The 21,987-nt window shown below is 66.0% G+C and carries 23 protein-coding genes; 14 read left to right on the top strand and 9 right to left on the bottom strand.

The window, feature by feature from the left end:
* The first annotated feature begins 173 nt into the window (after positions 1–173).
* The 8 genes from ribB (at position 174) to ACO06X_RS20170 (ending at position 8,862) form a co-directional block, all read left to right on the top strand.
* Entirely contained in the window at positions 174–1,442 is a 1,269-nt protein-coding gene (gene ribB / locus ACO06X_RS20205; RefSeq protein ID WP_421837910.1) for a 3,4-dihydroxy-2-butanone-4-phosphate synthase, read from the top strand.
* A 6-nt stretch (positions 1,443–1,448) separates the two neighbouring features.
* Complete coding sequence (ribH, locus tag ACO06X_RS20200) at positions 1,449–1,868, top strand: 6,7-dimethyl-8-ribityllumazine synthase (RefSeq protein ID WP_421837909.1); 420 nt, start codon at positions 1,449–1,451, stop codon at positions 1,866–1,868.
* 275 nt (positions 1,869–2,143) lie between these two features.
* A complete protein-coding gene (locus ACO06X_RS20195) occupies positions 2,144–3,826 on the top strand; it encodes a methyl-accepting chemotaxis protein (RefSeq protein ID WP_421837908.1) in 1,683 nt (560 codons plus the stop codon).
* Positions 3,827–4,037: 211 nt separating this feature from the next.
* Entirely contained in the window at positions 4,038–5,744 is a 1,707-nt protein-coding gene (gene rpsA, locus ACO06X_RS20190; RefSeq protein ID WP_421837907.1) for a 30S ribosomal protein S1, read from the top strand.
* 115 nt (positions 5,745–5,859) lie between these two features.
* Positions 5,860–6,624, top strand: a complete 765-nt coding sequence (gene gloB / locus ACO06X_RS20185) for a hydroxyacylglutathione hydrolase (RefSeq protein ID WP_421837906.1) — start codon at positions 5,860–5,862, stop codon at positions 6,622–6,624.
* A complete protein-coding gene (locus ACO06X_RS20180; RefSeq protein WP_421837905.1) occupies positions 6,625–7,665 on the top strand; it encodes a LacI family DNA-binding transcriptional regulator in 1,041 nt (346 codons plus the stop codon). It abuts the gene before it with no gap.
* A 14-nt stretch (positions 7,666–7,679) separates the two neighbouring features.
* A complete protein-coding gene (locus ACO06X_RS20175; protein WP_421837904.1) occupies positions 7,680–7,934 on the top strand; it encodes a hypothetical protein in 255 nt (84 codons plus the stop codon).
* 34 nt (positions 7,935–7,968) lie between these two features.
* Complete coding sequence (locus ACO06X_RS20170; RefSeq protein ID WP_421837903.1) at positions 7,969–8,862, top strand: ATP-grasp domain-containing protein; 894 nt, start codon at positions 7,969–7,971, stop codon at positions 8,860–8,862.
* Here ACO06X_RS20170 and ACO06X_RS20165 read toward each other — a convergent pair.
* The 9 genes from ACO06X_RS20165 to ACO06X_RS20125 form a co-directional block, all read right to left on the bottom strand.
* Positions 8,843–10,705: a hypothetical protein gene (locus ACO06X_RS20165; protein WP_421837902.1), complete on the bottom strand. Its 1,863-nt coding sequence runs from the start codon at positions 10,703–10,705 to the stop codon at positions 8,843–8,845. The two genes, ACO06X_RS20170 and ACO06X_RS20165, sit on opposite strands and share 20 nt — an antisense overlap.
* A gap of 99 nt (positions 10,706–10,804) precedes the next feature.
* The gene (locus tag ACO06X_RS20160) at positions 10,805–11,362 is read right to left on the bottom strand and encodes a hypothetical protein (RefSeq protein ID WP_421837901.1); all 558 of its coding nucleotides are present in this window, start codon (positions 11,360–11,362) and stop codon (positions 10,805–10,807) included.
* Positions 11,355–11,846: an ATPase gene (locus tag ACO06X_RS20155; protein ID WP_421837900.1), complete on the bottom strand. Its 492-nt coding sequence runs from the start codon at positions 11,844–11,846 to the stop codon at positions 11,355–11,357. Before ACO06X_RS20155 ends, ACO06X_RS20160 begins: the two co-directional genes overlap by 8 nt.
* 87 nt (positions 11,847–11,933) lie before the next feature.
* Positions 11,934–12,161, bottom strand: coding sequence for a F0F1 ATP synthase subunit C (locus ACO06X_RS20150; protein WP_054122335.1), 228 nt, complete (start codon positions 12,159–12,161; stop codon positions 11,934–11,936).
* 56 nt (positions 12,162–12,217) lie between these two features.
* A complete protein-coding gene (locus ACO06X_RS20145; protein WP_421837899.1) occupies positions 12,218–13,003 on the bottom strand; it encodes a F0F1 ATP synthase subunit A in 786 nt (261 codons plus the stop codon).
* An 82-nt stretch (positions 13,004–13,085) separates the two neighbouring features.
* Positions 13,086–13,403: an AtpZ/AtpI family protein gene (locus ACO06X_RS20140; protein WP_292941152.1), complete on the bottom strand. Its 318-nt coding sequence runs from the start codon at positions 13,401–13,403 to the stop codon at positions 13,086–13,088.
* Between the two features lie 202 nt (positions 13,404–13,605).
* Positions 13,606–13,995, bottom strand: coding sequence for a YdbL family protein (locus ACO06X_RS20135; protein ID WP_421837898.1), 390 nt, complete (start codon positions 13,993–13,995; stop codon positions 13,606–13,608).
* Between the two features lies 1 nt (position 13,996).
* Complete coding sequence (locus ACO06X_RS20130; protein WP_421837897.1) at positions 13,997–14,116, bottom strand: YnbE family lipoprotein; 120 nt, start codon at positions 14,114–14,116, stop codon at positions 13,997–13,999.
* Between the two features lie 155 nt (positions 14,117–14,271).
* Positions 14,272–17,490 carry an intermembrane phospholipid transport protein YdbH family protein gene (locus tag ACO06X_RS20125; RefSeq protein ID WP_421837896.1) on the bottom strand — a complete coding sequence of 1,073 codons (3,219 nt, stop codon included), beginning with the start codon at positions 17,488–17,490 and terminating at the stop codon, positions 14,272–14,274.
* 83 nt (positions 17,491–17,573) lie between these two features.
* Between ACO06X_RS20125 and radC the strand changes: the two genes are divergently transcribed.
* The 6 genes from radC to ACO06X_RS20095 all read left to right on the top strand — a co-directional run bounded on the left by radC (position 17,574) and on the right by ACO06X_RS20095 (position 21,963).
* Complete coding sequence (gene radC / locus ACO06X_RS20120; protein WP_421837895.1) at positions 17,574–18,317, top strand: RadC family protein; 744 nt, start codon at positions 17,574–17,576, stop codon at positions 18,315–18,317.
* Positions 18,317–19,021, top strand: coding sequence for an NRDE family protein (locus tag ACO06X_RS20115; protein ID WP_421837894.1), 705 nt, complete (start codon positions 18,317–18,319; stop codon positions 19,019–19,021). Before radC ends, ACO06X_RS20115 begins: the two co-directional genes overlap by 1 nt.
* Positions 19,022–19,094: 73 nt before the next feature.
* On the top strand, positions 19,095–20,408 hold the full coding sequence (gene purB / locus ACO06X_RS20110) for an adenylosuccinate lyase (RefSeq protein WP_421837893.1): 1,314 nt from the start codon (positions 19,095–19,097) through the stop codon (positions 20,406–20,408).
* 72 nt (positions 20,409–20,480) lie between these two features.
* Positions 20,481–20,777, top strand: coding sequence for a DUF1049 domain-containing protein (locus ACO06X_RS20105; protein ID WP_421837892.1), 297 nt, complete (start codon positions 20,481–20,483; stop codon positions 20,775–20,777).
* Positions 20,774–21,448, top strand: coding sequence for an orotidine-5'-phosphate decarboxylase (gene pyrF, locus ACO06X_RS20100; RefSeq protein WP_292941178.1), 675 nt, complete (start codon positions 20,774–20,776; stop codon positions 21,446–21,448). The genes ACO06X_RS20105 and pyrF overlap by 4 nt, the downstream gene beginning before the upstream one ends.
* Positions 21,449–21,459: 11 nt before the next feature.
* Positions 21,460–21,963, top strand: a complete 504-nt coding sequence (locus ACO06X_RS20095) for a GNAT family N-acetyltransferase (RefSeq protein ID WP_421837891.1) — start codon at positions 21,460–21,462, stop codon at positions 21,961–21,963.
* Positions 21,964–21,987 lie beyond the last annotated feature (24 nt).

Genomic DNA, 21,987 nt, shown 5'->3' with positions numbered 1-21,987 from the left:
AACCGCTCAATTAAATTTTGCCCATTCCGTAGCGGCAGGCTGCACCAAGGTGTGACCTGGCAGCAACCCTCTGCCGGCGGAAATGGTTGGAATCGCGAATCAACTTCGCACAATCGCATCGCGATGTGATGCGCCTTCTTGCATATCACATTATGATGTGAGATATGCGCTGTATGTCCAGCGAACTCATCGACCGCATCCGCCACCTCGTCATCGAGGGCGGAATGTCCCGCTCCGGCCTCGCCCGCGCGGCGGGGCTTCATGCCAACACCCTGCGCGATGCGGGCTTGCCCGGCTGGAATCCCACCGCCGATACGCTCGCCAAGCTCGAACGTGTACTGAGCGAGAGCGACGACACCCCCGCGCTCGTGCCCATCGAGGAAATCATCGACGAGGCGCGCAACGGGCGCATGTTCATCCTGGTCGATGACGAGGACCGCGAGAACGAGGGCGACCTCGTGATTCCCGCGCAGATGGCGACCCCCGACGCGATCAACTTCATGGCAACGCACGGCCGCGGTCTGATCTGCCTCACCCTCACCCGCACCCGCACCGAACAGCTCGGTCTCGAACTGATGAGCCGCAACAATGGCACGCGCCACGAAACCGCCTTCACCGTCTCGGTCGAGGCACGCGAGGGCGTAACGACCGGCATTTCCGCCGCCGACCGCGCCCGCACCGTGGCGGTTGCCATCGACGCTTCGAAGACCAGGGACGACATCGTCACCCCGGGCCATGTCTTCCCGCTGATCGCGCGCGATGGCGGCGTGCTCGTGCGCGCGGGCCACACCGAGGCGGCTGTCGATATCTCGCGCCTTGCCGGGCTCAATCCCTCGGGCGTGATCTGCGAGATCATGAAAGACGATGGCACGATGGCGCGGATGGACGATCTCGTCCCGTTCGCGCGGCGCCACGGCCTCAAAATGGGCACGATCCGCGATCTCATCGAGTATCGCCGCCGCCATGACCATCTCGTCGAATGCGTCGATCAGCAGCCGTTCCATTCGGACTACGGCGGCGACTGGACGATCCGCACTTATCGCAACAAGATCGACGGCGTAGTCCACCTCGTGCTGCAGAAGGGCGCTGTCCGCGCTGATGTGCCGACGCTGGTGCGCATGCACGGCATCTCGATCCTCTCCGACGTGCTCGGCCAGCCAGGGCCCCGCAAGCGCAGCCTGCAGCGCGCGATGAGCGAGATCGGCAAGGCCGGCGCGGGTGTGATCGTGCTGCTCATGCCCGGCGGCAGCGAGCACCTCCAGGCCGAGATCGCGGGCCGCACTGGCGACATGGACTTGCGCAGCTATGGCATCGGCGCACAGATCCTGGCGGATCTTGGCATCCATGACATGATCCTGCTCACCAATTCGCATCGCAACATCGTCGCCATCGAAGGCTACGGCCTCAACATCGTCGGCGAACAGCCGATCACCGCGGAGTAAGCGCGCATGGCAAAGTTCCTTATCATCGAAGCCCGCTTCTACGATCACCTCAACGATATGCTGATTGCAGGCGCGCGTGCTGCGCTCGAGGCCGAGGGGCACAAGGTCGACGTGATCACCGTGCCTGGCGCGCTGGAAATTCCTGGGGCGATCGTGTTGGCAGATACGTCCGGTCAGTATGACGGCTTTGTCGCGATCGGCGTGGTGATCCGGGGAGAGACCTATCACTTCGAAATCGTCGCGGGCGAAAGTGCGCGCGGCGTTATGGCGCTGACGATGGACGGCCTTGCCGTGGGCAACGGCATTCTCACCGTAGAAAACGAAGCTCAGGCACTCGTCCGCGCTGACCCGGCACAAAAGGACAAGGGCGGCGAGGCGGCCAAGGCGGCTCTTGCCCTGCTTGCCCTGCGCACAAAATTCGCCTGACCAAACTGATAAGGCGATCCGGCGAATCTTGCCGGATCGTGCATCCTGCACCTGTGGGCAGGATTCGGCCCTGCAATCATTAACATTGCCTGCTGCGAGGCTAGGCAAAGCACCTTCGAAACCGTGCAAGCCTTTGGTTTGCATGATGGCGTTATGCCCTCCCCACGCTGCCCGGAAAAACGTCGCCCGGCAGCAAAAAGCAGGGGAGTATCGTAGTCATGTCTATCCGCATCCGGAGTCGCCGTGGCGGCTTGGCTCTCGCTGGAACGGTGACCATGCTATTCCTGCTCATCGGCCTTGCGGTGCAGCACATCCGGGTCGGCGGCACGGTGCAGAGCCGCATCGACAGCGTGACCGGCTTCACGGCCGATATCCTCCCTCCCCCGCTCTACATTGTCGAACCGGCCCTCAAGGCGCGCCAGGCCATCGATGATCCGGCGAATCTCGCGCAGAACCGCCAGGATCTAGCCGAGCTCGAGAAGCAGTACCGCGCCAGCCTTGCGCGTTGGACGGCGGACGATGTCGATCCTGCGCTGACGGGTGAGCTGCGCACGTCAGTGGCAAAGGAAGCGGATGCGTTCTGGCAGGAGGTGAACACCGTGCTGCTGCCTGCACTCGGGCGTAGCGATGCGGCGGAGGCAGAGGCCAGCAAGCAGCGGCTCGATGCGATCTTCGCGCGCGAACGCAGCGCGATTGTGCTGCTCACCGAGCACGCGATGGCCGCACGCGATGCGCTCGTATCGACCAGCACGACAACCATCTCTGCCTTGCTCGTGGTGATGGCTCTTGCGGGCGCCGGCACGGTCGCACTCATTCTCGCCGCTGTGCGCGTGCTCAGCCGCCACGTCCTCGATCCGCTTGCGGGAACGGCAGAGGTTATGTCCGCGATGGCCGCCGGCGATCTCGATACAGGCCGGCGCACTGATCACCGCGCCGACGAGATCGGCGATATGACCCGCGCGATCGAAGTATTCCGCCGTGCCGCCAGCGCGCAGCGCGAGGATGCCGAGAAGCAGGCCATCGTCGTCACGCGCATGGGAACAGCACTCGACCAGCTCGCCGAAGGCAATCTCGTCCACCGCATCGAGCCCCACTTCCCCGCCGAGTACGAGGAACTGCGCGGTGCCTACAACGCTGCTGCCGAACGGCTCGACAGCGTGCTTGCACGCGTCGGCGGTACGGCCAGCAGCGTCAGCACCGGTGCCGCAGAAATCCGCAGCGCTTCCAGCGATTTGGCCAACCGCAACCAGAACCAGGCAGCCAGCGTGGAGGAATCGAGCGCGGCGATGCAGCAAGTAGCCAACCTCGTTTCCGCGACCGCAGACCGCACCCGCGAAGTCGAGTCCGAGATCGGTATGACCACGCAGGACGCCGAGGCCGGTGGCATGCTCGTCAGCGAGGCGATGGCGGCGATGAGCGCCATCGAGCGCTCGTCGCAGGAAATCGGCCGGATCGTCAATCTCATCGATTCTATCGCCTTCCAGACCAATCTGCTCGCGCTCAACGCCGGGGTCGAAGCTGCGCGCGCCGGGGATGCCGGCAAGGGCTTCGCCGTCGTTGCCACCGAAGTGCGCGCGCTTGCCCAGCGCAGCGCCGATGCCGCGAGCGAAATCCGCGCGCTCATCGCAACCAGTTCGCGCGAGGTTGCCGGCGGCGTCTCGCTCGTTGGCCGCACCGGCGAAGCACTCAATGCCATGGTCGGGCGCGTCGGGCACCTCGCCCGGCTGATGGGCGAGATTGCGCTCGCCACGCAGGACCAATCCACCAGTCTCGATCAGGTCAGCGCGACCGTCTCGGGCATGGACGCGATGACCCAGCGCAACGCCGCCATGGTTGAACAGACCGCCGCCGCCGCCCGCTCGCTCGCGGACGAAGCGGGCGAACTGGCTGCGGCGGTTTCGCTCTTCCGGACGTCCGCCCGCACCACCGCCGCGCGGCCCCGTGCCATAGCCGCCTGAAAGGGCGCGGTTCAGCTTGCTTTTTCCCCGTTCCTGACATAGGGGCCGCACGTCCGTGCCGGGGCATCGCTCCGGTGTGGATATCTGCCATGGCATTCGGCCCGGCAGATGGTTCGGCCCCTTGCCCCGGGTCCGCATGGTGCGGAAGCTCGGTGAAAGACCGGCGGAGACAACCGCCTGGCCGGAAACAGCGATAACAGGACTACCAGCAATGGCATCTCATCCCACGCGCGACGATTTCGCCGCGATGCTCGACGAAACCCTCGGCGGCGCCGCCAATGGCGGCTTTGAAGGCCGGGTCGTCAAGGGCACCGTCACCGCCATCGAAAACGACAAGGCCGTCATCGACGTCGGCCTCAAGAGCGAAGGCCGCGTGCCGCTTCGCGAATTCGCGATGCCTGGCCAGCCGCACGGTCTGTCGGTCGGCGATGAAGTCGAAGTCTATGTCGACCGCGTCGAGAACGCCGACGGCGAAGCGATGCTCAGCCGCGATCGCGCCCGCCGCGAAGCCGCTTGGGACAAGCTCGAGAGCGAATTCGGCGAAGGCAAGCGCGTCGAGGGCGTGATCTTCGGCCGCGTCAAGGGCGGCTTCACCGTCGATCTCGACGGCGCCGTGGCCTTCCTCCCCGGCTCGCAGGTCGATATCCGCCCCGTGCGCGATGTGACCCCGCTGATGGATATGCCGCAGCCCTTCCAGATCCTCAAGATGGACCGCCGCCGCGGCAACATCGTGGTCTCGCGCCGCGCTGTGCTGGAAGAAACCCGCGCCGAGCAGCGTTCGGGCCTGATCCAGAACCTCAAGGAAGGCCAGATCATCGACGGCGTGGTCAAGAACATCACCGATTACGGTGCGTTCGTTGATCTCGGCGGCATCGACGGCCTGCTCCATGTCACGGACATGAGCTACAAGCGCGTCAACCACCCCAGCGAAGTGATCGCCATCGGCGATACCGTGAAGGTGCAGATCATCCGCATCAACCAGGACACGCAGCGCATCAGCCTCGGCATGAAGCAGCTTGAAAGCGATCCGTGGGATGGCGTGGCCGCCAAGTACCCGGTCGGCGCGAAGCTGCACGGCGTTGTCACCAACATCACCGAATACGGCGCCTTCGTGGAGCTGGAAGCTGGCATCGAAGGCCTCGTCCACGTTTCCGAAATGTCGTGGACCAAGAAGAACGTCCACCCCGGCAAGATCGTTTCGACCTCGCAGGAAGTCGATGTCATGGTCCTCGAGGTCGATAGCGACAAGCGCCGCATCAGCCTCGGCCTCAAGCAGGCGCAGCAGAACCCCTGGGAAGCTTTCGCGGAAGGCCACCCGGTCGGCTCGACTGTCGAGGGCGAAGTCAAGAACGCGACCGAGTTCGGCCTGTTCATCGGCCTCGATGGCGACGTCGATGGCATGGTCCACATGTCGGACATCGCCTGGGGCATCTCGGGCGAGGACGCGCTGGCGCTGCACCGCAAGGGCGAGCAGGTTTCGGCCATCGTGCTCGACGTCGATGTCGAGAAGGAGCGCATCTCGCTCGGCATGAAGCAGCTTGAAAAGGGCGCTCCGGCGGCTGGCGGCGTTTCGGCCGGCGGTGCTGGCTCGCTCCGCCGCGGCGAAGTCGTCACCGTCACTGTCCTCGAAGTCCGCGATGGCGGCCTCGAAGTGCAGGCCGGCGAAGACGGCGCGACCGGCTTCATCAAGCGCACCGACCTCGGCCGCGACCGCGACGAGCAGCGTCCGGACCGCTTCCAGGTCGGCCAGAAGCTCGATGCCATGGTCATCGGTTTCGACCGTTCGAAGAAGCCCAACTTCTCGGTCAAGGCGCGTCAGCTCGCCGAAGAGAAGGAAGCCGTGGAGCAGTACGGCTCGTCGGAAGCCGGCGCTTCGCTGGGCGACATCCTCGGCGCCGCGCTGAAGGCCAAGCAGTAAGCCTTTCGCCGCAAGGCAAGGCAAACCAAAAGCCCGTCCGGAGCGATCCGGGCGGGCTTTTGCATTGCGGCGCACACTCCGCTAGGCTTTGGTGCAAAGACGCCCGAGAGGACCCATGACGCTCGAAGTCCACCAGTTCGCCTGCCTGTCAGACAACTACGGCTATCTCCTCCACGATAGTGCGAGCGGCGAGACGGCGTGCATCGATACGCCGGACGCGGAGGCTTACCTGCGCGAGGCGGCGGCCAAGGGCTGGACGATCACCCAGATCTGGAACACCCACTGGCATCCGGACCATGCGGGCGGCAACGAAGCGATCAAGGCGGCAACTGGCTGCAAGATCATCGCCCCCGCTGCAGACGCCGCCCGCATCGCAGGGATCGACCGCACCGTCGTGCAAGGCGATACCGTGCCCTTCGGCGCGCATTCGGCCCATGTGATCGACGTGGGCGGCCACACGGTCGGCCACTGTGCCTATCACCTCCCCGAAGCGGCGATCGCCTTCGTCGGCGATGCCGTCTTCGCATTGGGCTGCGGGCGCATGTTCGAAGGCACGCCAGATCAGTTCTGGGCCAGCCTCAGCCGCGTGAAAGCGCTCCCGGGCGAAACCACGCTCTATTGCGCCCACGAATACACCGCCTCCAACGCGAAGTTCGCCCTCCACGCCGATCCCGAAAACGCTGCGCTCGCCGATTATGCGGCAGAGATCGCGGACAAACGCAGCCGCAGCGAGTGGACCGTCCCCACCCTGCTCAGCCGCGAACTCGCCACCAATCCCTTCCTGCGCGCCGATGATCCCGCGCTGCAGGCCCGCTGGGGCGGTGCCTCGCCCACCGAAACTTTCGCCGCGCTGCGCAGCGCCAAGGACAATTTCCGCTAGATGCCGCAGAGCACCGACACCACCCGCCGGATCACCCGCGTCACCTCGTTCGACGTGGCGGAGGAAGCCGGGGTCAGCCAGTCCACCGTCAGCCGCGCGCTGGCAGGGGACACCTCGATCAGCGAGCCCACGCGCCAGCGCGTGATCGCGGCCGCCGCCCGGCTCAACTATCAGGTCAACGAGAACGCCGCCCGCCTGCGCCGGGGCAAGACCGGCACGCTCGCGGTGGTGATGATTTGCCGTGCGGGGCAAGACCGCAAGGATCTCAACCCGTTCTACTTCGCGCTGCTCGGCAGCACTTGCGCCGCCGCCTCCGCGCGCGGCTACGAAGTGCTCGTCTCCTTCCAGGATAGCGCGGAAAATTTCTGGGGCCATTACGAGGAGCGCCGCAAGGCCGATGGCATGATCGTCATCGGCACGAGTGAGAACACCCCCGCGTGGGACTATTTCGGCGAGCTCGACCCTGCCACCAGCTGGGTCTGCTGGGGCGCCCCCAGCGATGCCTTCCCGTGGGTGCGCAGCGACAACGAGGCTGGCGCCGCACTCGCCGTACGCCACATGCTGGTGCGCGGATACGAGAAGATCGTCTGCATCGGCTCGGAAACCTCCCCCCAGCGCCAGTTCAAGGAACGCTACGACGGCTATGCCAGCGCGATGCGCGATGCGGGGCGCGAACCGGTGCTCCAGCGCATCGAACGCGGGCTGGCGCGCGAGGAGCAGGGCAGCCGCGCGGCTGCCATGCTGGCGGATAGTAGCCAACCCTTCGATGCGATCTTCGCCGTCAGCGACGAAATCGCCCTCGGCGCGCTCAAGGAATTGAGCCAGCGCGGCTATCGCATCCCGGACCAGATCGGCATTGTCGGCTTCGATGGCGTGCGCGCGGGTGCATGGTCCACCCCGCCGCTCACCACGATCGAATCCGATTTCGAAACCGCCGGCGCGCTCCTTGTCGAACGGCTGCTCGCCTCGATGGCGGGCGAGCCCGAAACCCCGCGCCGGGTGCCCGTGCGCCTCGTCGTGCGCGGCTCCACGCGTCCCTGATCGCCAGCGACTCCATGCGCAGCGTCATCAGGCTCATTATCTACACCCTGCTTATCGGCGGCGTCCTTGCCGTGCTCGGCAACTACCCTGAAACCCGCGCACGTCTTGGGCTCCAGATCGTGCTGTTCCTCGCGGTGGCCGGCTACATGCTCGTCCTGATCCGCCAGGGCAGGCGCGTGAACCTCGGGGTTGTCCCGGAAGTGCTCTATTGTCTCGCCAGCGCCTATGTCGCCTTGGTATCCTTGCTCCGGCTGTCCGCATTCCACTGATCGGCCCGGGAACCCGCACAACGTCAGGACGTCCATGAACATTGCCTTCCTCGCCTGCAGCACCACGCTGCCCGGCGCCCCAGATCGCCGCGCCGATGCCTTCGAACATGACCAGCAGATGGCCGCGCTCGTTGCCGCGCTTGCTCCGGGCGAGGCCGTGACGGACATCGACTGGCAGGCCCCGCTCGAAGCCTTCGCCGCCTTCGATGCCGCGCTGATCGGCACGCCGTGGGATTATCAGGACAATCGCGAGGCCTTCCTTGCCAAGCTCGATGCCATCGCCGCGCTCGGCGTGCCGGTGTGCAACGCGCCCGAAGTGGTGCGCTGGAACATCGACAAGGGCTACCTTGCCGAACTTGGCACGCGCGGTGTCGCCACCATCCCCACCCTGCTGCTGGACAATCCGGGGCGCGCGGAAATCCTCGCTGCCTTCGATCACTTCGCCTGCGACCGCGTGGTGGTGAAGCGCCGTGTCGGCGCGGGGGCGGAAGGGCAGTTCGATTTCACGCGCGACGCGCCGCCCGCTGCCGATTGGCGCATGGGCCATGCCGCGCTGGTTCAGCCCTTCCTTTCAGGCATTGTCGAGGAAGGCGAGCACTCGCTGATCTTCATCGACGGCCAGTTCTGCCATGCCCTGATCAAGCGCCCCGCACCGGGCGACTACCGCGTCCAGTCGCTTTATGGCGGCTGGGACACTGCCGTCACCCCGGCTGCGGACGACCTCGCCACCGCGCAGGCGGTGATCGCCGGCCTCCCCTTCCCGGCACCGCTCTATGCGCGCATCGACCTCGTGCGCGGGCCCGAGGGGCACCTGCTGCTGATGGAAGCGGAGCTGATCGAGCCGTTCCTCTATCCACTGCAAGGCCCGGAACTGGGGCCGCGCCTGCTCGCCGGACTGCGCCGCCTGATTACTGCATCTGTGCCTTGAACGAGATGGTGAAGTTGGGCGGCGTCCCCGTGGAACGCGCCATCGCTCCCTTGGGGTTGATGCAGATGAAGTTCACCGCCGGGTCATAGGCTGAAGTCGGTGTATAGGTGCAGCCGGCAAAGGTCGTCGGCGCACTCGCGGCGTTCGAATACCTGATGTCGTTTGTCGCATTGAAAGTCAGCCCGCTTGTCGGCGTTCCTTGCGTGAACGTGGGCGTCGCAGCAGTGCCGACAAGCATCTGATTCGGCAGCGAATCGATCAGCAGAACCGTGTTGCTGTCCACCGCAGTCGGTCCGGTGTTCGAAACGAGGATCGAATACTCGACAATCGAGCCGGGGATCATCTTGGGATTGGTTGAGCCGTTGATCGGGTCCGACAGCACGCTCGATGTCTTCACCAGCGTCAGGGTCGCGTTCGACGCGCGGCGCGTGTTCGTGATCGTGCACGAGATCACATCGCCCATTTGCGGCGTGACCGTACCGCCCACCGCACCGGGCAGCGTGGTCGAGGAGCCGGTGAAGGCATTGGTGCACGTCATCGCCGAGTTGTACTGAGTGAGGCTCGTGGTGCCCGCGCCCACCTCGGTGAAGGCATAGGCCGTCCCCGCCGAGACCAGCACTTGCGGTGTCGTCCCGTTGTTTACAGTGGCACTGGTCCCAGTGGTGGTCGTCGTCGCTACGGTGGTCGCATCCTGGTTGATCTGCATGATGAATTGGTCGGTGCTGAACCGCCGCCCGCCGGTTCCCAGCACCTTGGTCAGCTGGAGATGCGGGAACACCGTGTTGGTAAACGTGCAGGTGACAAGATCGCCGAACTGCAATGCGCCGAAGCTGAAATTGGTGGTGATCACGCCGCTCGGCAGCGGTGTGCTCGAACTTACCGAATTGGTGCAGGTCAGGCTCGAGCGATAGTCTGTGAGCGGGTTCACGCTGCCCGATGCCATCGCTTGCGTCAGCGTGAGCGGCAGCGCCGATGCAGTCGTGAGCGTGGCTGCCGTGAACGGCCCATTTCCAGTCCCGCTCGACGTACCGCTTGCCAGCGTCGCACCGCCCGAAGTCGCATTGATGGCAAAGCTGAACTGGTCTGCCGCCGCCGCGCGCGCGCCGGTCAGTTGCAGGTTGAGCCGGATCGATGCGAACCGCACCGCAAACATCACGCCCTGCAGGCCGCCGCCGACGATCGTGGTCGTGAGCGAGGTCGGCGTGCTCGAGCCCACGATGTTCGCGCCGACGGTGCCGGCCACACCCCCGATGTTGAAGGTCGCTGTGCCAAGCCCCGAGCTCGTGGGATAAGTCGAGCCGCTGATCGGCCCGGCATTGTCGAGCGCGACCCAATTGCCGCCATTGGTCTGAAAGCTGAGCGATTCGCCTTCGTTGGAGGATTCGCCGTCCGCAGCCACAAACATGTAGCTGGTGATCTGCGAGACGCCGGCGGGCGGGGTCAGCACGATGTTGGAAATCGCGGCCGTCGTCGTGCCGCCCGCGCTCTGGTATAGGATCGGGCGGCCGCCGATGCCGAGGAACGCGGTATTGCCGATCGCCGCGCCGGTCCAGGAAGGCGCCGCAGCACCCGTGATAGCAGCGCCGCTGATCTTGAGCGTGAAGGACATCACGGTGCCGTCGGGCAGCGTGTAGGACATGGCCTGCCCGGCGGTCGAGCGCGCGGCCGTGTCGTTATAGCCGGTGAAATCGAGCCAACAGTAGGAGTTCCAGTTGGTCGGGCCGGTTGACCCTTGCGATGTGGCGTAAAAGCAGCTCGCCGCCTCGGCGCGCCCGGCGCCAAAGCTCAGCATCAGCAGCGCCAGAAGCAATGCCGCAAACTGCCGGATTTGTCCGCGGCTCATGCCTCGCACCCAGTCCCAATCCTCTTCATGAGAGCGGACCTAGGCGAAAACCCTTAGGGTAAAGTTAACCATGCCCCGCCCCGCAGGCAGGGCATGGAATCAGTTGGCGAGGCCAGCGATGGCACTGTCGACAAGCGCCTTGTCCGCGCTGGCGCCGTGGTGCTGGGCGATGAGCTGGCCGGCCGCCGCCGCCGCCGCCGCAGCAGCGCGGGCGCGCAGTTCCTCGACCGCAGCGCGTTCCGCTGCGGCGATCTTGTCGGTCGCCATCTTCTCGCGGCGCGCGATCATTGCGGTCGTATCCGCTTCGGCCTTGGCGATGATCGCCTGGGCTTCATGGCGGGCATGCTCGACCATCGCGGCGGCATCTGCCTCGGCGCCGGCGATCTTCTTCGCATATTCGGCGCGCAGCGCCTCGGCTTCGGCACGCAGGGCCGTGGCAGCATCAAGCTGTGCGCGGATCGCGACAATCTTGGCATCGAGCCCGCCAGCAATCGCCCCCGGAACCTTCTTCCAGATCACGATGGCAATGAATGCGGTCATCGAGAGCGCGACCCACATGCCCGGGGTCACGAACCCGAACGCAACCGGTTCGGCATGCTCGGCCCCATGTTCAGCGACTGCGTTTGCCGCATGAGCGAGCAGAGCGAGCTTAACCATGGAGAACGTCCTTCACCGCCGCGCGTGCGGCATCGGCCGCAACCGTCAGACCCGCAACACGGGCAGCGATATCGGCAGCGGCTTCGGCCGCCACGGTTTCGATTTCGGCCAGCGCACCTTCGCGAGCCGCGGCAATCCGCGCCTCCGCTTCGGCCACGCGGGCTTCGGCACCAGCACTCGCCGTGGCGAGCCGGGCTTCGGTAGCCTTGGCCCCTTCGGCCTTGGCTGCAGCGATCAGCGCCTGGGCTTCCCCGCGCTGCTTGGCAGCTGCCGCCTTCCACGCATCGTCCTGCGCCTGCGCCTCGTGGCGCGCGGCTTCAGCAGCGGCGAGATCCGCGGCAATCTTCTGGTCGCGGCCTTCCATGGTCTCGAGAACCTTGGGCGTCATGCCCCGGCCGACGAGGAAGAAGACGGCGCCGAAAATGACCAGCATCCAGAAAACCTGGCTGGAATAGGTCGCGGCTAGCTGCGAAATCTGGGGCATTGGGGTTCCCGGCGATCAAAACGCTGAAAAACAAGGGAAGGGCCGGCACTCCGGACCCGTGCCCGGAGCGCCGCCCTTGCGCATGGTTCAGGCGACGAAGATCAGGATCATCGCCACGACGAACGAGAGCAGACCGAGAAGTTCGGCGGCCGCGAAGCCGATGAACAGACGGCCCTGCTGGCCATCAGCCGCACCCGGGTTGCGCAGCGCGCTCTCGAGGAACGAACCGAAGACGTTACCCACGCCGATGGCGGCCATGCCGGCGCCGATCGCAGCGAGACCCGCACCGATGAGCTTGGCGCTTGCAGGTTCCATGACTTAAACTCCCTTTTCTCTCAAAATCAGATGGATGGATACTGTACGAAGAAAACTCAGTGCAGATGCTCGGCGTCGTTGATGTAGAGCGACGTGAGCAGCGCAAAGACGTAGGCCTGGATGCCGGCGACGAGGATTTCGAGCGCGCAGATGGCAACCATCAGGATGAAGCTGGGGATCGAGACGAGCCCCATGAAGAACGCGCCGGCATTGGCGCCGCCGATCACGAAGCTCGACAGCACTTCGAGCAGCACGTGCCCGGCCATCATCGCCACGAAGAGACGCAGGCCAAGGCTGAACGGGCGCACGAGGAACGAGACCAGCTCGATCACGAAGATCAGCGGAATCATCGGCAGCGGCGTGCCATGCGGCACGAAGAGCGAGAAGAAGTGGAAGCCGTGCTTCCAGAACCCCACCACCAGCACGATCGAGAACGACAGGATGGCGAGCACGCCCGTCGCGGTGAAGTGGCTGGTGAAGGTGAAGGGGTGAATGCCGACAAGACCCAGCGGCAGCAGGCCGAGCAGGTTGGCGAACAGGATGAACATGAACAGCGAGAACACGTAAGGCAGGTACTTGCGCCCTTCCTTGCCGACGTTCGCCGAAAGCATGTTCTCGATGAAGCCGGTCATGCTCTCGACCATCATCTGCCAGCGGCCGGGGACGAGCTCGCGCTTCATCCCGCCCAGCATGAAGGCATAGAGCACCACTGCGGAAATCAGCATCCACAGCGCAGAATTGGTGAACGCAATGTTGAAGCCGCCAAGGGCCCAGTGATCGGTGCCGAACAGCGGCTCGATCGTGAACTGGTGCATCGGATCAACTTTGGCTTCGGTTGCCACGCGCGAAAATCCCGTTTCCCAGAAAACCACAAAAAACTTATGCCAAAACGGCCTTCCAATGCGGCCCCCTCGGTCCAGGGGGTCAATCGGAACGCCGGTTCGCAATCCGGATAATGTTTCTGAAGGCGACTGCGATCCCGAGGAACAGCATCACCATCAGGCCCCAGTGGCCGCGTCCGACGAACCAGTCAATGGCCACGCCAACCGCTGCACCCCCGATCATTCCCCCCAGCAGTTCGGCCAGAACACGATTGCCGAGGCGGTATCCCGCATCGGCACCTTGCTGGCCGCTGCGCGTCCGCTCCGCCTCGATGGCCTTTGCCGCGGCAAGCCGCGCCTCAAGCGATGCGATCCGGGCATCCGCGCCGATAGGGTCCTCACGGTCAGGGTCGTCAACCATGCCAGCCTTCTTTTCGCCTGAAACAGCGCAAGGGGCCTGGCGCGGGAAACGGTCCCCCGTCAAGGGCACCGGCCCTTTAGGAAGGGCGGCTTATCAAGTCAACCGCGGCGGAAGCAGCTGTAAACCGCAGATTTGCGGCATGTGCGAAGACGCGCGCCGGATCATCGACCCGGCGCGCGCCCGAATTTGCCGCATTTTTGCCTCAGGGGCAGCGCGAATCGCGCAAGGGGGGCGCGGAGGTGCGCGTCTGCCAGCTGCCATCGGGGCCCTGGTACTTCTCGCCTGGCTGGGTCTGCGAGATCAGCAGGCAGCCAGACGTCAGCGCATATTCCTCCACCGTCGCGTGGGCGGCGGCGGCCTTCTCGGCATAAACTGCCTTGCGCTTGATATTGAGCTCGTCGATCACCGCCTTCAACGAGGGCGGCGGCGGCACGACATAGCCGAGGTAGCCATCGACCTTCTCGCCCACCTGCCCGGCGGCGCGCGCGGCGGCATAGGCAGGATCACGCTGGGCCAGCGCGGCGGCGGGGATCATGCCCGCCACGGCCAGCGCGGCAAGCGCAATCCTGAAGTTTCCAAATGTGCGTGCCATCTCAGAAAATGTCCTTGTTCTTGTCGATCGTCTGGCTGGCATCCCCGGCCAGGCGATAGACCACTTCCTGCTTGATGTTGATGTTGAGCTCGATGACGATCGGCTTGTCGGGCGCTTTCACGGTAATGCAGCCCCCCAAAAGCAAACAACTCAGCATCGAGCCTGCCACCATCACGGCCGCGAGGCACAATTGCCGCAGTCGTCTGCCTGTCCCAGCCATTCTGTTATGCCCCTCACCTTGGATGGGCCACTTGGTTGCAGGGTTGCTGACCAACGTCAATTGCTGGGTCCTTTTGGCTTGGGGCTGCTGACTTGGGGCTGAACGCCGCTGGCAGGTGGCTGCAAGGTTCCCGGCGCCAAGGTTCCCGGCGCCAAGGTTCCCGGGAGGCCACGAAACGCCCCTGGCGGCGGCTGCGGGTTCATCGAACTGATCAGGCTGTAGAACGGCGCGTGAATGTTGACGTTGAACTGGATTGGCACGCGCGAGACCTGCCGGGTGATGAAGTTCTGCTTGGTGTCCTTGCCCTGCTTGATCCCGGAGAACTCGACCCGCGTGATGACATCGCCCGCGAGGTTGCCGTCCATCCCGATCGTCATGCTCGAATAATCAAGCGATTTCAGCGCATCGAACGCGAAGTTCGCCATGGTCGAGAGGTCCTTGTAGGATAGCGCGCCGACATAGGACACGGTGCCGCCCGGTGGCCGCGAGACCAGCTGTCCGCCCGTGATGCGCCCGCCATTGGCATCGAATTCGAGCGGCAGGTGGCCATCGAAGACACCCGTTGCGGAAAGGTTCGCCAGTTCCATGCGTTCAAGGAACTTGGCCGCATCGATCCCTTCCATCTCGATCCGGAAGCGGCGCGGCTCGTTCACCGTCATGCGCAGGTCGCCCGGCGCCAGCTTCAGCTTGCCGCCAAGGAACGGCCATATCCCGCTATTGATGCGCACGACCTGCTCGGGCAGCAGTTCGATATCGACGACGCCGTCGGTCACTTCGATCCCCGGATTGGCCGAAGCCACGTGCAGGGTCTGGTGCGGCGCGGTGACCATGCCGATCAGATCGGTGAAGACCAGCGTGCCCGAAATGCCCTTTACCGGGCCGAACGCAGCAGAAAAATCAAGATCTTCGGTGCCGAAGCTGCCAGAACTTGTCAAGCGTTCGGCGGTCCAGTCGATCACGCCCTTCCCGCGCACCGTCCCCTCGGCATCGGCGACCACGCCCCGGAACTGCGGCGCCAGATCGCGCAGTTGCAGCCCGCCGACTTTGCCGGGCACGATCTTGCCCTTGTCGAACACCAGCCCATCTACCGCGAGATCGGCATGGCCGCGCGCGGTGGCGAGATCGTGGCGGACGGCCACCCGCAGCACCTCGCGCCGCGAATCCGGCTCGCGCAGCAGGGCCTGCGCTGTGATGCGGTTGTCCTTTAGCGTCAGAACCGCGTTCTCGCCGGCCAGCGTCTTGAACCGCGCAGGCGCAAACCGGTCAGCAGCGACGAAGCGCACGCCGCTCAGCGTCAGCACCCCGTCCGCATAGCGCCAGTCGCCTGCGGCATTGCTCATGTCGATCGGAACGGCGGCGAGCTTGGCGTCCACGCCATCAAACGTGCCCGTAAAGTCCCGGCCCAGCCGCGCCACCAGATTGACGAGGCGCAGGCGCGTCGCCGTATCACCCGGCCCCAGCACGACATCCGCGCCGCGCACCGTCAGCGTGCCGGGCCATGCAAGGCCTACCGGCCCCGTGTTCAGCAGCAGCGGGGTCTCACCCAGCCGCCCGCTCAGCGCGAGCGCATTGATGCCTAGCGCGGCCTTCAGCCCCTGCGGACCATAGCGCACGATAGCCTGTCCGCCCGCTGGACAAATCGTCAGCTGCCGCTTGTCGAGCATAAGCGCGCTCACTTGCAGGCTGGCGAACGAGGGCGTTACGCAGCGCGGCCACAGCGCAAGATCGCCGCGAGGCCCGATCGAGCCCGCAATCGGCAGGGTCAGCCCCCTCACCGCGCCGCCCGGGATGCCACCTGAAGCCAGCGCCGTGCCGGCAAAGCTGAGCGATCCGCCCGGCCCTTGCGCGATTTCGAGCAGGGGCAGCGCCATCATGTCTGCCCCGGCGCGATATTCGGCCATGCGCAGCTTGAGCGCTGGGCGTCCGCCCGCGCCAGGCTCCATGCGCCCGGTGATCGGCGGCAAGCCTTCGCCCGCCATCACGAAGTTGCCGGTAAGCGTGGGCAGCTTTTCGGGTTCCGAGGCGACCTGCAGGCGCGAGACCGAAAGCAGCGCCGCGCCGCTCCCGCCGCGCAGCACTGCGCTCGGCGCAACAAGGCTGAAGCGCGCCCCATCGCGGCGCAGCGCGATATCGCCGGCCAGCCGGCTGCCGCGTTCCTCACGGCCCAGCGCGCTGCGCAGGCGGGCGAGCAGCGGCGCGGCCAGCGTGCCTTCCGCCGCCGCTTGCGCCCCTGCCAGCGCCTTTTCGCTCGCGGCCCCGCGCGCAAGGTTGCGGCCGGAAACCGCCCCCCGGAAGACGAGGCTCTCCCCGCCTCCTCTCATGTCGAGATCGCCGTCGATCCCGAGCGAGCCCGCCGTCAGGCTCGCCGTGCGCACGCCTTGCGCCTCGCTCAGCAGATGGCCGCGCAGTTCGCCCAGCTTGAAGGCCAGCGCACCGCCCAGCGTGAGGCGCGCGGCAGCAAGTCCCGGCGCCGTCAGCGCGCCCGCTTCCAGCTTGCCCTTGATCGTCGCGCCGCCGAGGTCCTTGTCCCCCGCCACGTCGAGCGCGAGTGCCGATGGCCCGGCGGCCAGGGCCTTCCCGCAGGTCAGCCCGGCAAGCCGCACGGGCCCCGCAAAGCGAGGCCGACCGTCCGCCACCGAAACCGTGCCATAGCCCGACAGCCGCTCGCCGCTGCACCCGCCCGCCGCCACAGCGGGCATGATCGCGGCCATCGTCCCCTTGAAACCGTCCGCCAGATTGCCCGCGCCATCAGCCTTCACGGCAAGGCGGCCAAAGTCGGTTTCCAGCAATGCGCGGCCATCAACGATCCGGAGATCGAGATCTGGCAGCCCCGGCGCCGTGCCGGAGGGCGCATTGGCCAGCACCAGCTTGTCGAGCGCGCCGAAGCTCAGGTGGCCTTGCCGATATGCCCCGTAAAGCCTTGGCTGCTCGAGAATGATCTGCCCGATGCGTGGCCCCAGCAGACCATAGGCCATCCGCACTTCGGCGCGCGCGATGGTGAGGTCGGGATGCGCCGGATCGCCGATCACGATGTTCTTCAGGATTTGCCGATCCGCGCCGATGCCCTCGATCGCATAGCGACCGGGCAGGCCCATCTGCGCCAGCTGCCGGTCGATCAGGCCGCCTGCAATCTGCTCGCGCGCAGACCACAGCCCGATGGCCAGCGCCGCGAGAGCCCCGGCGGAGACCAGCGCAATCCTGCGGCGCTTGGCGCTGCGCGGTGCCCCAGGCTTGCCATCCGGCGATTCGTTCAGAGGCGCGGTCTCGTCCGGCATTGCCCGCCTTGTTGCCCAGCAGGCGGGCGGACGCAATGCCGCCGCTTGCGCCCTGCCGCCCGCGCGGGCAAAGTCTGCGCGTGATGGACGAACCGCCCAGCCTCTTTCCCCAGCCCGGTCGCGACAAGTCGGAGAAGGACCGGGTGCGCGAGGCCGGGTTCGATCCCTCCGGCCACCGTGCTCGCCTGAGGAAGCGCCTGCTCGAAGGCGGCGACGATGCGCTGGCCGATCATGAAGTGATCGAATACCTGCTGATGATCGCGATCCCCCGGCAAGACATGAAGCCGACCGCCCGCGTGTTGATACAGCGATTCGGCAGCCTTGCCGCCGTGCTCAACGCCGATGCGCCGACGCTCATGGGTGTGCCCGGTGTCAAGGACGCCGCCGCCGCCGCCCTCAAAATCGTCGGCATTTCCGCGCGCCGCCTTGCCCGGCAGACCGTCCGCGAGGAGCCGGTCCTTTCCAGCTGGCAGGCACTGCTCGATTATCTCCACATCGATATGGCGCACCTCAACCACGAACGCGTCCGCGTGCTTTATCTCAACACGCAAAACCGCCTGATCCTCGATCAGATCGTCAGCGACGGGACACTCGACGAATCTGCCATCTACACGCGCGAAATCATCGCCAAGGCCATGGCCATCGGCGCCGCCGCACTGATCCTTGTCCACAATCACCCCTCCGGCAGCCCGGAGCCCAGCCGCGCCGACATCCAGATCACCCACAAGATCATCGAAGCCGGGCGCCTGCTCGGTATCACCGTCCACGATCATGTGATCATCGGGCGGCAGGGCCATGTCAGCCTGAAGGCGAAGGGTCTGATCTGATGTGCGTTGCCGCTGCCGCCTTCCGCGCGCATCCGCGCTGGCGCCTCGTCGTGATCGGCAATCGCGACGAGTTTCATGAGCGCCCCACCGCACCCCTGGCGGAATGGGAAAGCGGCGTCATCGCCGGGCGCGATCTGCAGGCCGGCGGCACCTGGCTCGGCGTGAACGCCGCCGGGCGCGCCGCGCTCGTCACGAACTTGCGCGTCGAGGGTTATCCGCAGCCCCACCTCGCCTCGCGCGGCGCACTGGTGACGGACTGGCTGGCGGGCCGCGAACCCGCCGCGCCCGAAACCATGAACCCGTTCAACCTGTTCATGGCCGAACCTGAGAGCGCGTGGCATCTCACCAACCACCCCCGGCCGCAGCGCCGCGCGCTTGCGCCCGGCATCCACGGCCTCTCCAACGGCCCGCACCACGCGCCCTGGGCCAAGACCCGCGCGCTCGAAGCCGCACTGGGCGCATGGCTGGAGATGGGCGAAGACGATCCCGCCGCGCTCTTCGCCGCGCTCGCGGATCGCACCGAACTGGCCGGCGAAGGCCCGGACCCGCGCTTCTCCGGTGTGTTCATCCGCAATCCGCTCTACGGCACCCGCTGCTCGACCGTGCTCACCATCGCGGCAAACGGAGCCGCGCGCATCATCGAGCGCCGATTCGATGCCGCAGGCCAGACCACGGGCGAGACCGACCTCAGCTTCACCGCCTGACCCGCGCCCTCTTGCCTTCCGCCACCCTCCCTCCTAGCGGCAACCCCAACTAACCGCGCTTGAGGAGTCGTCCATGGTCCCCCGTTATGCCCGCCCCGCGATGACCGCGATCTGGGAACCGGAGGCGCGCTATCGCATCTGGTTCGAGATCGAGGCCCACGCGACCGAGAAGCTGGGCGAGCTCGGCGTGGTGCCGCCCTCCGCCGCCAAGGCGCTGTGGGACTGGTGGGCGACGAACCCGAAGATCGACGTCGCCGCGATCGACGCGATCGAGGCCGTGACCAAGCACGACGTCATCGCCTTCCTCGATTGGGTGGCCAAGGAAGTCGGCCCCGAGGCGCGCTTCATGCATCAGGGCATGACCAGTTCCGACGTGCTCGATACCACCCTCAACGTCCAGCTCACGCAGGCCGCCGATATCCTCATCGCGGACATCGATGCGCTGCTGGAGGCGATCAAGCGCCGCGCGGTGGAGCACAAGTACACCCCCACCATCGGCCGCAGCCACGGCATCCATGCCGAGCCGACCACTTTCGGCCTCAAGCTGGCGCAGGCCTATGCCGAATTCGCCCGCTGCCGCGCGCGCCTCGTTGCCGCGCGCGCCGAAGTCGCCACCTGCGCCATCTCCGGCGCGGTCGGCACCTTTGCCAATATCGACCCGGCGGTCGAAGCCCATGTCGCCGAAAAGCTGGGCCTCGCGGTCGAACCCGTCTCCACGCAGGTCATCCCGCGCGATCGCCACGCGATGTTTTTCGCCGTCCTCGGCGTCGTGGCCAGCAGCATCGAACGCCTCGCTACCGAAGTGCGCCACTTGCAGCGCACCGAAGTGCTGGAAGCGGAGGAATACTTCTCGCCCGGCCAGAAGGGTTCTTCGGCCATGCCGCACAAGCGCAACCCGGTGCTCACCGAGAATCTCACCGGCCTAGCTCGCGTCGTCCGCTCCGCCGTCACCCCCGCGCTCGAAAACGTCGCGCTGTGGCACGAGCGCGATATCTCGCACTCCTCGGTCGAGCGTTACATCGGGCCTGACGCCACGATCACCCTCGATTTCGCGCTCGCCCGGCTCACTTCGGTGATCGACAAGCTGCTCGTCTACCCCGAGCGCATGCAGAAGAACCTCGACCGCATGGGCGGCCTCGTCCACTCGCAGCGCGTGCTTCTCGCGCTCACGCAGGCTGGCCTGACGCGCGATGATTCGTACCGGCTCGTCCAGCGCAATGCGATGCAGGTCTGGCAGTCGGACGGCCAGCTCTCGCTGCTCGAACTGCTGAAAGCCGATCCCGAAGTCAGCGCGGTGATGAGCGCGCAGGAACTCGAGGACAAGTTCAACCTCGATTACCACTTCAAGGCCGTCGACACGATCTTCGCGCGGGTGTTCGGCAGCTAAGTCAGGGACTGGCCTTCCCCGCCAAAGCGCCCTAGCATGGGCCAACGCGGGGGAGGCTGGGGACAAAGCCTGATGAAAGTGTTTCGTTCGATCCTGTGGCTCGTGATCGTGGCCGCGCTGGCCGCATTCTCCGCCGCCAACTGGCAGCCGATCGAACTCGTGGTGTGGCAGGGCCTCGTGCTCGATACCAAGCTGCCCGCGATCATCATAGCAGCGTTCCTGCTCGGGCTCGTGCCGATGTGGCTGATCCACCGCACTACCCGCTGGCGGCTGCAGCGCCGCATCACCAATCTTGAAACCACGCTGGCCGGGAGCGCCTCGCTCTCCTCCACCCAGCTCGAAGCCCGGAAAGCAAGCGAAGCCTCATGAGCAATCCCGTCTATCTCGCGCTCGATCTGCCCCGCCTCGATGCCGCCATTGCACTCGCGCAGAAGGTCAAGGGCCATATCGGCGGGGTGAAGCTCGGCCTCGAATTCTTCTGCGCGCATGGCCACCACGGCGTGCATGAAGTGGCCAAGCTCGGCCTGCCGATCTTCCTCGACCTCAAGCTGCACGACATTCCCAACACCGTCGCCGCCGCGATGCAGTCGATCCACGTGCTCGAACCCGCCATCGTCACCATCCACGCCGCCGGCGGCCGCGCGATGATGGAAGACGCCAAGGCCGCTGCGGGCGAGCACTGCAAGGTCGTCGCCGTCACCGTTCTCACCAGCCTTGATGACGATGACCTCGCCGGCGTCGGCGTCCCCGGCGGCGCGCATGATCAGGCGCTGCGGCTTGCCGATCTGGCGCAGGAAGCCGGGCTCGATGGCATCGTCTGCTCGGGCCACGAAGTCGGCGCGATCCACAAGCGCTGGAAGAACGGCTTCTTCGTCGTCCCCGGCCTCCGGCCCGATACGGGCCATACCGCGGACCAGAAGCGCATCGTCACCCCCGGCGCCGCCCGCCGCGATGGTGCCAGCGTGCTCGTCATCGGCCGCCCGATCAGCCGCGCCGAAGATCCCGTCGCCGCCGCCCGCGCTATCGAAGCCACGCTCTGAGCCCTGCTGCCATGACGACCTACCGTATTGCGCAGCTTGCCGACGCGCCCGCGTTACGCGCCCTGATCGAGAGCGGCTACCGCGGCGACAGCGCTCGCAAGGGCTGGACCAACGAAGCGGACCTCCTCGGCGGCGACCGCACCACGCCCGCAGAAGTCGCCGCGATGGTCGCCGCACCCGAAAAGCGCGTGCTGCTTGCCGAACAGGACGGCGCGCTTGTCGGCACCGTCACGATCACCGATCTCGGGCAGGGCCTGGCGTACATGGGCCTCCTCTGCATCGATCCCGAGCGCCAGGCCGGCGGCCTTGGCCGCGCTCTCGTCAGCGAAGTCGAACGGCTTGCCGTCCGCGAATTCGCAGCCACCCGCATGGAACTCATTGTCGTCGACGTGCGCGAGGAACTGATCGCGTGGTACGAACGGCGCGGCTACACCCGCACCGGAGAGCTGCGCCCCTTCCCGCTGCCGATGGATGTACCCTTCCAGATGGTCGTGCTCGAACGCCTTATCGCCTGAAGCGCTCCTGTCATCGCGGTTCAG

The organism is Novosphingobium sp., assembly GCF_965229225.1.
Lineage (GTDB): Bacteria > Pseudomonadota > Alphaproteobacteria > Sphingomonadales > Sphingomonadaceae > Novosphingobium.
Note: the sequence above shows the minus strand (reverse complement) of the source record. Positions and strands in the feature narration are given on the sequence as shown.